Source organism: Phenylobacterium sp., from assembly GCF_031425575.1.
GTDB lineage: Bacteria > Pseudomonadota > Alphaproteobacteria > Caulobacterales > Caulobacteraceae > Phenylobacterium.
This window is the reverse complement of the sequence record NZ_JANPJP010000325.1, coordinates 1-7218: the sequence shown is the minus strand read 5'-3', so window position 1 is coordinate 7218 and position 7218 is coordinate 1. Positions and strand designations below refer to the sequence as shown.

The window sequence follows — 7218 nt, the reverse complement described above, 5'->3', positions numbered from 1 at the left end:
TCGCAATGGAAGGTGGCGCGCCAGGTGGACCAGCGGCCGTCCTTGTTGCGCATCCTGTGTTCAAGGGTCTGGGGAACACCCTCCAGGATGCCGCGGTTGAAGGCGGCCTGGACGGCCTGGGCCTCGTCGGGATGCAGGATTTCGCGGAAGGCCTCGGCGCTCCCCATCTCGTCGCGGCTGTAGCCGGTGATGGCGAGGATATCATCGGACCAGTCGAGCTGCTCGCCGGCCGGTTCGAAGGACCAGGTGCCCACGCCCGCGCTCTCTGACAGCAACAGTCGGGTGCGGCGCGCGTCCTCCACCTCGGCCTCGCGCTCGCGGTCTCGGGTGGCGTCGCGCAGGGTTCCGATGATGTGCCCGTCGTCGGTCAGCTGGCTGCGGCCCTCGAACCAGCGGTAGGAACCGTCCTTCATCCGCATGCGCGCGAGGTTCTGCCCGATGCGGGTTTCAACCAGCCTTTCGGCCAGCTCGCCGAAGGCCTCGAGGTCGTCGGGGTGGATGAAGTCGGCGGGGTATCTGCCGATGATCTCCTCGCTCGCCCAGCCGGTCGTGGCCGTCCAGGCTGGGTTCACCAGCTTGAATCGGGCGTCGGGTCCGATGACGAGCAGCAACTCCTGGCTGTTGGCGAACAGCCACTGGATCATCCGCCCGTGTTCCGTCGGCGTGTCGGTCGCACGCTCTGCCGGCATGGAAACTATCCCCCTCGTTCGAGGCCAACTCTTAGGCGGGAAGCGTAAACGCAACGTTCGAAGAACGTCGGTTGGTGATGAAAGTGGGGCGGCTCAGCGTCAATACGGCCTGGAGGCGCCGGACCGGCGAACGTTGTTCCGTCTTACCGAAATTTCACTATCGTGCGACGCGCACTACCTTGTATGAAGCAGTACCTTGCGATGTTCGATCGCGGGTTTTGGAGGCAGGCCGCGTGGAAGCCGTGGAAGTTCAACTGAAGAAGGGGGTGCTCGAGATGTGCGTGCTCGCGCTCCTCTCCCGGGGCGACAACTATGCCTACGAGATCGCCAGCCGGTTGGCCGAAGGGATCGATATGGGGGAAGGCACCATCTATCCGCTGATGCGGCGGATGCAGGCCGATGGGCTGGTGGACACCTATCTGGTGGAGTCTTCCTCGGGTCCGCCGCGCAAATATTATCGGCTGACCGAGGCCGGGAAGGCGAACTTCATCAGCCAGAAGCAGGCCTGGGTCTCGTTTTCCAAGGCCGTCAACGCCATCCTGGGAGACGCCCAATGACCCGCCAGGCGTTCCTTGCCCGGCTGCGGGAGGGCCTCGCGGGCCTGCCCGCCCACGCCATCACCGACATCGCCGCCGACTATGAGGCCCACTTCGCCGAGGGGGAGGCCGCCGGCCGCACCGAGGCTGAAGTCGCCGCCGCCCTGGGCGACCCTGGCCGCCTGGCGCGCGAGCTGCGCGCCGAGGCAGGCCTGAAGCGCTGGGAGTCCGAGCGCAACCCGTCGGCCGCGGCCTCGGCGGTCTTCGCGGTGCTGGGCCTGGGCGCCATCGACCTGCTGATCCTGCTGCCCATCGTGCTCTCCATCGCCGGCACCCTGCTGGGGCTGTTCGTGGCGGTGATTGCGGTGTTCGGCTCCGGCGGCTTTGTCTTCGCCGCCGGTCCGTTCCTGGACCCGCCGGGCGGGGTGGCCGCGGCCATGCTGGCGGGCATCGGCCTGATGGCGGGCTCGGTGTCCCTGGGCGCCGTGCTCTGCCTGGTGACCGTCGGCTTCGTGAACCTGCTCGTCTGGTACGGGCGCCTCCACTACCGGCTGCTCAAGCCGGCCATTGAACCTCAAGCCTGAAGGCCCCTGACATGATCCGCCTTCTCGTCATCATCGCCGTGGTGGGCTTTCTCACCTGCATCGTCACCCTGGGCGGCGCCGTGGCCCTCGGCGGCCGCGATATCGCCGCCCAGGGCTGGGACCGCTGGAGCTGGTCCGACCGCGACTGGGACATCGGCTGGGATGAACACGGCAAGCGCCACGGCGGTTGGCGCAACCACCACAGGGACGATCCGGAATGGGCGTCCGTCACCCGGGAGCTGGCCTGGGACGGGGGGACCGCCTTGATCCTCGACGTGCCCGCCGAGGTCACCTTCACCCAGGGCGGCGAAGGTCCCGGCAAGCTCACAGTCACCGGACCCAAGCGCTCCCTCGACACCCTGACACTTTCGGCGGGCCGGCTCAGTGACCGCGTCAGCCACACCGGCGCGCGCCTGAAGGTCCTCCTGACCGCGCCTCGGGTCACGCGCTTCGAACTCAAGGGCGCCGATCGCCTCAACATCGAAGCCTATGACCAGGACAGCCTGGAGATCAGCACCACCGGCATGGCCAAGGTCAACGGCCAGGGCAAGACCAAAGCCCTGACCCTGAACATGACCGGCGCCGGCGAGGCCGATCTCGGCGGTCTCGACGCCGAGACCGTCGAGGTGGACATCTCTGGCGCGGCCGAAGCCGCGGTGGCGCCCCGCACCAGCGCCCGGCTCAACATTTCGGGCGCCGGGGAGGTCGATCTGAAGACTCGCCCCGTGAAGCTGGAAAAAAACATCTCCGGCTCGGGCGAGGTGCACGAGCTGGACTAGATATCCGCGCAAGCGGAGCGGCCGACGGTTCTTCCCCAAAAAGACAGCCGGCCTGACTGGCCCAGGGCGCTCCCCCGCCCTGGGCATTTTCTTGTGTCCTGACCGGCCGCCTGATGGGCGTCGGGGCCTAGAAGGCGTTCTCGCCGGTGATGGCCCGGCCCAGGATCAGGGCGTGGACGTCGTGGGCGCCTTCATAGGTGTTGACGGTCTCCAGGTTCGCCGCGTGACGCATCACGTGGTACTCGCCGGAAATCCCGTTGCCGCCGTGGATGTCTCGGGCCTCGCGGGCGATGGCGAGCGCCTTGCCGCAGTTGTTGCGCTTCATCAGACTGATGGCTTCCGGCACCCAGGCGCCCTGGTCCAGCAGGCGGCCAAGGGCCAGTGAGCCCTCGAAGCCGAGCGCGATCTCGGTCTGCATGTCGGCCAACTTCTTCTGCACCAGCTGGCGGGCGGCCAGGGGCTTACCGAACACGCTGCGGGTCTTGGTGTAGTCGCGGCTGGCGTGCAGGCAGAACTCGGCGGCGCCCATGGCTCCCCAGGAAATGCCGTAGCGGGCCTTGTTCAGGCAGGAGAACGGCCCCCGCAGGCCAGAGACGCCGGGCAGCATCTGGTCTTCGGGCACGAAGACGTCGGCCAGGGCGATCTCGCCGGTGATGGAGGCCCGCAGCGACAGCTTGTTGAGGATCTTCGGCGTCGTGAAGCCTTCTGAGCCGCGGTCCACCAGGAAGCCGCGGATCACCCCGTCCAGCTTGGCCCAGACCAGGGCGACGTCGCAGATCGGCGAGTTGCTGATCCACATCTTGGAGCCGTTAAGCGTATAGCCGCCGGGCGCCTTGCGGGCCACGGTGCGCATGGAGGCGGGGTCAGAGCCGCCGTCGGCCTCGGTCAGGCCAAAGCAGCCGATGATCTCGCCCTTGGCCATGCCGGGCAGGTACTTGCGCTTCTGCTCCTCCGATCCGAAGGCGTAGATCGGGTACATCACCAGGGACGACTGCACGCTCATGGCCGAGCGGTAGCCAGAGTCGATCGCCTCGATCTCGCGGGCGATCAGGCCATAGGCGACGTGGTTCACACCGGCGCCGCCGTATTCCTCAGGCAGCGTCGGGCCGAGGAAGCCCAGGGCCCCCATCTCGGTCATGATCTCGCGGTCGAACCGCTCCTCGGCGTAGGCCGAGACCACGCGGGGCAGCAGCTTCTCGCGGGCATAGGACCGGGCCGCGTCCCAGACCATGGTCTCCTCCTCGGTGAGGCGGGACTTCATGTCGAGGGGATCTTCCCAGTCGAAGGTCTTGGCGGCGCTGTCCTGAGCCATGTTTTTTTCCTGCGCTAAAACTGCAGGCCTTATGACGCCAAGTCAGGTCCCTGTGTAGACGCCTTTGCGCTTCTCCAGGAACGATGCCCGGGACTCCTTCACGTCATTGGTGGCCCGGCGGGCGAAGGAGAGGCCGACGGATTCGTACTTCAGGGCGGTGTCGAGGTCGCTTTCGAAGTTGGTCTGCAGCACCTTCTTGGCGGTGCGCACGGCGAGCGGCGGCCAGCGGGTGATCTCCTCGGCATAGGCCAGGGCCGCGTCGAGAAGCTGGTCGTGGGCCACCAGGCGGTTGAGCAGGCCCAGGGACTTCGCCTCTTCGGCCAGGACCATGCGGCTGGTCATGATCAGATCGGCGGCGTCGGCGTAGCCCACGATTCGCGGCAGCAGCCAGCTCATCCCGGAGTCGGGCGACAGGCTGCGCTCGACGAAGGTGGTCTTGAAGCGGGCATGCTCGGAGCCGATGCGGACGTCACAGCCGAGCGCCGCGCTCATGCCGGCGCCGGCGCAGACGCCGTTGATGGCGCCGATGAGCGGCTTGTCGAAGTCGTGAAACAGCTTGGCCCATCGTCCCACCCAGCTCATCTCGTCAAGACGTGCGTTCTGGCTGGTCTCAGGCGGCGGGACCTGGCCGGTGAGGTCGGCTCCGGAACAGAAGCCACGCCCGGCCCCAGTGAGGATCACCGCGCGGATGTTGTCGTCCTCCTGGGCCAGGGCGAAGGCGGCGTGGACATCGGCGCGCAATTCGCCGCTGATGGCGTTCAGCTTCCCCGGGCGGTTCAGAGTGACGATCCCGGCGTGGCCGCGGGCCTCATACTCGATCGTCTGCCAGATCATGCGCGTCTCCCCTTTTGCCTGACCCTCACGTTCCTTGCACGGGGAGGCAAGGGCGATCTGAAGCGGCGGTGACAACCATGCGACAGTCCGCCACTCGCGCTCCGCGCGAATCATGTGAGTCTGTGTGCAGAACGTCGCAACCTTCCGCGGCGGTCGGTCGTTCCCGTGTCAGGCGTTCAAGACCAAGGGACCACCCATGTCGCTTACCCGTACCGATCCCAACCCGTTCGACCTAGTCCGGCCCTTCGTGGTGCTGGCCGTGTTCGCCTTCTTCGTCGGCTTTGCGACCTATATGGTCTTGGGCGGCGGCAATGTCGCCACTGCACACTCCCGATCTGACGCCGCTGCGCCGATCTCATCGGACCACATCGACTGGGGCAGCCGCAAGGCTATCTAGCCGGGCCTACCTGCCTCGCGCGACGAACCAGCCGTTGCGGAATTTCTCGTCGGCCTTGCCGTAGACGAAGGCCTCGCCCTCCGGCGTCAGCACGCTTCCCCCCGCCGCCTCCAGAACCGCGTGACCGGCGGCGATGTCCCACTCCATCGTCGGGCCATGGCGCGGATAGACATCAGCCGAGCCCTCCGCCAGACGGCAGAACTTGATGGAGGAATCCATCGCGCTGGGGGTGTCGAAGCCATACTTGTCGGCCAGGGCCTTGATCGTCTCTTCCTTCATGGTGTGACTGACCAGGGCGATGGCCTTGCCCTGAGGCCAGGCCCGGGCGCGGATCGGCCTGCCGGCCTCGCCCACCACGCGCTTCATCGTCTGGCCGGCCTGGGTATACCAGGTCTCGCCCGAGGCCGGGGCGCAGACGGCGCCGGCCACGGGGCGGCGGTGCTCGATCAGGGCGATGTTGACCGTGAAGTTGGGATCGCCGCGCACGAAGGCCTTGGTGCCGTCCACCGGATCCACCAGGAAGAAGCGCTCGCCCACGGCGTCGGGGGTTCCGAACTCGCTGGCGTCCTCCTCGGAGATCACGTGGACGCCCGGGAAGTGGGTCTCCAGCCGCTGCAGGATCAGCGCCTCGCCCCGTCGGTCGGCCTCGGTGACCGGGCTCTCGTCGGCCTTGGAGAAGACTTCAAGGCCTGACTTCCAGAGGGGCAGGACCAGGCGGCCGGCCTCTTCGACGATGTCGGCCAGCAGGGCGCCGACGTCGGTGTTGAAACTGCTCATCGCCTGACGCTCCGGGGGTCTTCGCTCACAAAGGTCAGGGGCACGATCGCAGTGTCGATCACCTGCTTGCCCGCGTCCTGGAAATTCACCGTCACCTTGCGCCCCGCCACCGATTGCACCTGGCCTGGTCCCCAGTCGTCCTGGCCCGGATGGCGCACGATGACGCCGGGCTGGAGGAAGGGATCGGAACCGCTCATGAGGCGGTTACCTATCTGTCTGCCCCGCTTTGCCAAAGCGCCAAATCAGGCCAAGTTCGAGGCCTCATGTCAGATATCGACCAGAACGCCCCCGACGAACCCTCCGGGGAGGCCGAGCTCCCTCCGGCGCCGCGCACCGCCGAGGTCGCCGCATATCTGGCGGCGCGGATGTGTCACGACTTCATCAGCCCGGCCAGCGCCATCGTCTCGGGCCTCGACCTGCTGGACGACCCCAGCGCCCAGGACATGCGCGAGGACGCCATGAACCTGATCGGCGGCAGCGCGCGCAAACTGGCCGACCTGCTGTCCTTCACCCGGGTCGCCTTCGGCGCGTCGGCGACGGCCGAGATGTTCGACGCCCGCGAACTGGCCAAGCTGGCCCAGGGCGTCTTCGCCCACATGCGCGCCGAAATGGACTGGCAGGTGGAGCCAGCCTCCCTGAACAAGCCGGCGGCGCGGGCCATTCTCAACCTCGCCCAGATGGCCGGCGCGGCCCTGCCCACCGGCGGCGTGGCCAAGATCCGCGCGGTGGTGGAGGGCGCCACCGTGGTGCTCGCGGTGGAGGCCATCGGACCCCGCGCCCGCCTGCGCTCAGAGGTCCTGGCCGGGCTGCGCGGCGAGGTCATGGGGGAGGGGCTGCACGGTCACTGGGTCCAGGCCTATTACGTCCACCTGTTCCTGACCGACGCGGGCGGCCGGATCTTCGCCGACGTGACCGAGGAACAGGTCACCTTCGCGGCCAGCATTCCGGCCTGAGGGGCCGTCACGCCGGGCTGCGACCTAGCCGCGCGAAATGTGAATTCCCTGCGGGTTAATACGGCTCCTTAACCAACCGCGCGCGAGAAGACGGTTGAAGGGTGGAGTATCCCGTTGAAGACCTGCCTCGTCGTTGACGACAGCCGGGTGATCCGCAAGGTCGCCCGACGGATTCTGGAGGACATCGGCTTCGAGATCGCCGAGGCGTCCGACGGAATGGAGGCGCTTGCCTGGTGCCGGGCGGCCATGCCTGACGCCGTGCTGCTGGACTGGAACATGCCGGTGATGACGGGCATCGAATTCCTGCGACACCTGCGCCTGGAGCCGGGTGGGGACAAGCCCACCGTGGTGTTCTGC

General features: G+C 67.4%; 11 protein-coding genes. 6 read left to right on the top strand and 5 right to left on the bottom strand.

Annotated features, from left to right (window positions below):
• Window positions 1–689, bottom strand: a 689-nt coding sequence (locus RMO97_RS18065) for a PAS domain S-box protein (protein ID WP_310542403.1), incomplete at its 3' end; no start/stop codon positions are given.
• A 275-nt stretch (window positions 690–964) separates the two neighbouring features.
• On the opposite strand from RMO97_RS18065, the gene RMO97_RS18060 reads away from it, so the two are divergent.
• Genes RMO97_RS18060 through RMO97_RS18050 form a run of 3 tightly spaced genes read left to right on the top strand, consistent with a single transcriptional unit; the run spans window position 965 to window position 2588 of the window.
• On the top strand, window positions 965–1246 hold the full coding sequence (locus tag RMO97_RS18060) for a PadR family transcriptional regulator (RefSeq protein ID WP_310542404.1): 282 nt from the start codon (window positions 965–967) through the stop codon (window positions 1244–1246).
• Window positions 1243–1809, top strand: coding sequence for a DUF1700 domain-containing protein (locus RMO97_RS18055; protein ID WP_304776001.1), 567 nt, complete (start codon window positions 1243–1245; stop codon window positions 1807–1809). Before RMO97_RS18060 ends, RMO97_RS18055 begins: the two co-directional genes overlap by 4 nt.
• Before the next feature lie 11 nt (window positions 1810–1820).
• Window positions 1821–2588: a GIN domain-containing protein gene (locus RMO97_RS18050; protein ID WP_310542402.1), complete on the top strand. Its 768-nt coding sequence runs from the start codon at window positions 1821–1823 to the stop codon at window positions 2586–2588.
• A gap of 127 nt (window positions 2589–2715) precedes the next feature.
• Here the strand turns inward: RMO97_RS18050 and RMO97_RS18045 are convergent, their stop codons facing one another.
• Both RMO97_RS18045 and RMO97_RS18040 read right to left on the bottom strand, forming a co-directional pair.
• Window positions 2716–3900 (bottom strand): acyl-CoA dehydrogenase, encoded by a 1185-nt coding sequence (locus RMO97_RS18045; RefSeq protein ID WP_310542401.1) that lies wholly within the window; start codon window positions 3898–3900, stop codon window positions 2716–2718.
• 42 nt (window positions 3901–3942) lie between these two features.
• Window positions 3943–4734 (bottom strand): enoyl-CoA hydratase/isomerase family protein, encoded by a 792-nt coding sequence (locus RMO97_RS18040; RefSeq protein ID WP_310542400.1) that lies wholly within the window; start codon window positions 4732–4734, stop codon window positions 3943–3945.
• Between the two features lie 196 nt (window positions 4735–4930).
• On the opposite strand from RMO97_RS18040, the gene RMO97_RS18035 reads away from it, so the two are divergent.
• Complete coding sequence (locus RMO97_RS18035) at window positions 4931–5131, top strand: hypothetical protein (RefSeq protein ID WP_310542399.1); 201 nt, start codon at window positions 4931–4933, stop codon at window positions 5129–5131.
• 6 nt (window positions 5132–5137) lie between these two features.
• On the opposite strand, the gene cysQ is transcribed toward RMO97_RS18035, so the two are convergent.
• Complete coding sequence (gene cysQ, locus RMO97_RS18030) at window positions 5138–5908, bottom strand: 3'(2'),5'-bisphosphate nucleotidase CysQ (RefSeq protein ID WP_310542398.1); 771 nt, start codon at window positions 5906–5908, stop codon at window positions 5138–5140.
• Window positions 5905–6105, bottom strand: a complete 201-nt coding sequence (locus RMO97_RS18025; RefSeq protein ID WP_310542397.1) for a DUF3553 domain-containing protein — start codon at window positions 6103–6105, stop codon at window positions 5905–5907. Before RMO97_RS18025 ends, cysQ begins: the two co-directional genes overlap by 4 nt.
• Before the next feature lie 66 nt (window positions 6106–6171).
• On the opposite strand from RMO97_RS18025, the gene chpT reads away from it, so the two are divergent.
• On the top strand, window positions 6172–6861 hold the full coding sequence (gene chpT, locus RMO97_RS18020; protein WP_310542396.1) for a histidine phosphotransferase ChpT: 690 nt from the start codon (window positions 6172–6174) through the stop codon (window positions 6859–6861).
• Between the two features lie 114 nt (window positions 6862–6975).
• The coding region (locus RMO97_RS18015; RefSeq protein WP_310542395.1) for a response regulator at window positions 6976–7218 on the top strand (243 nt) is incomplete at its 3' end.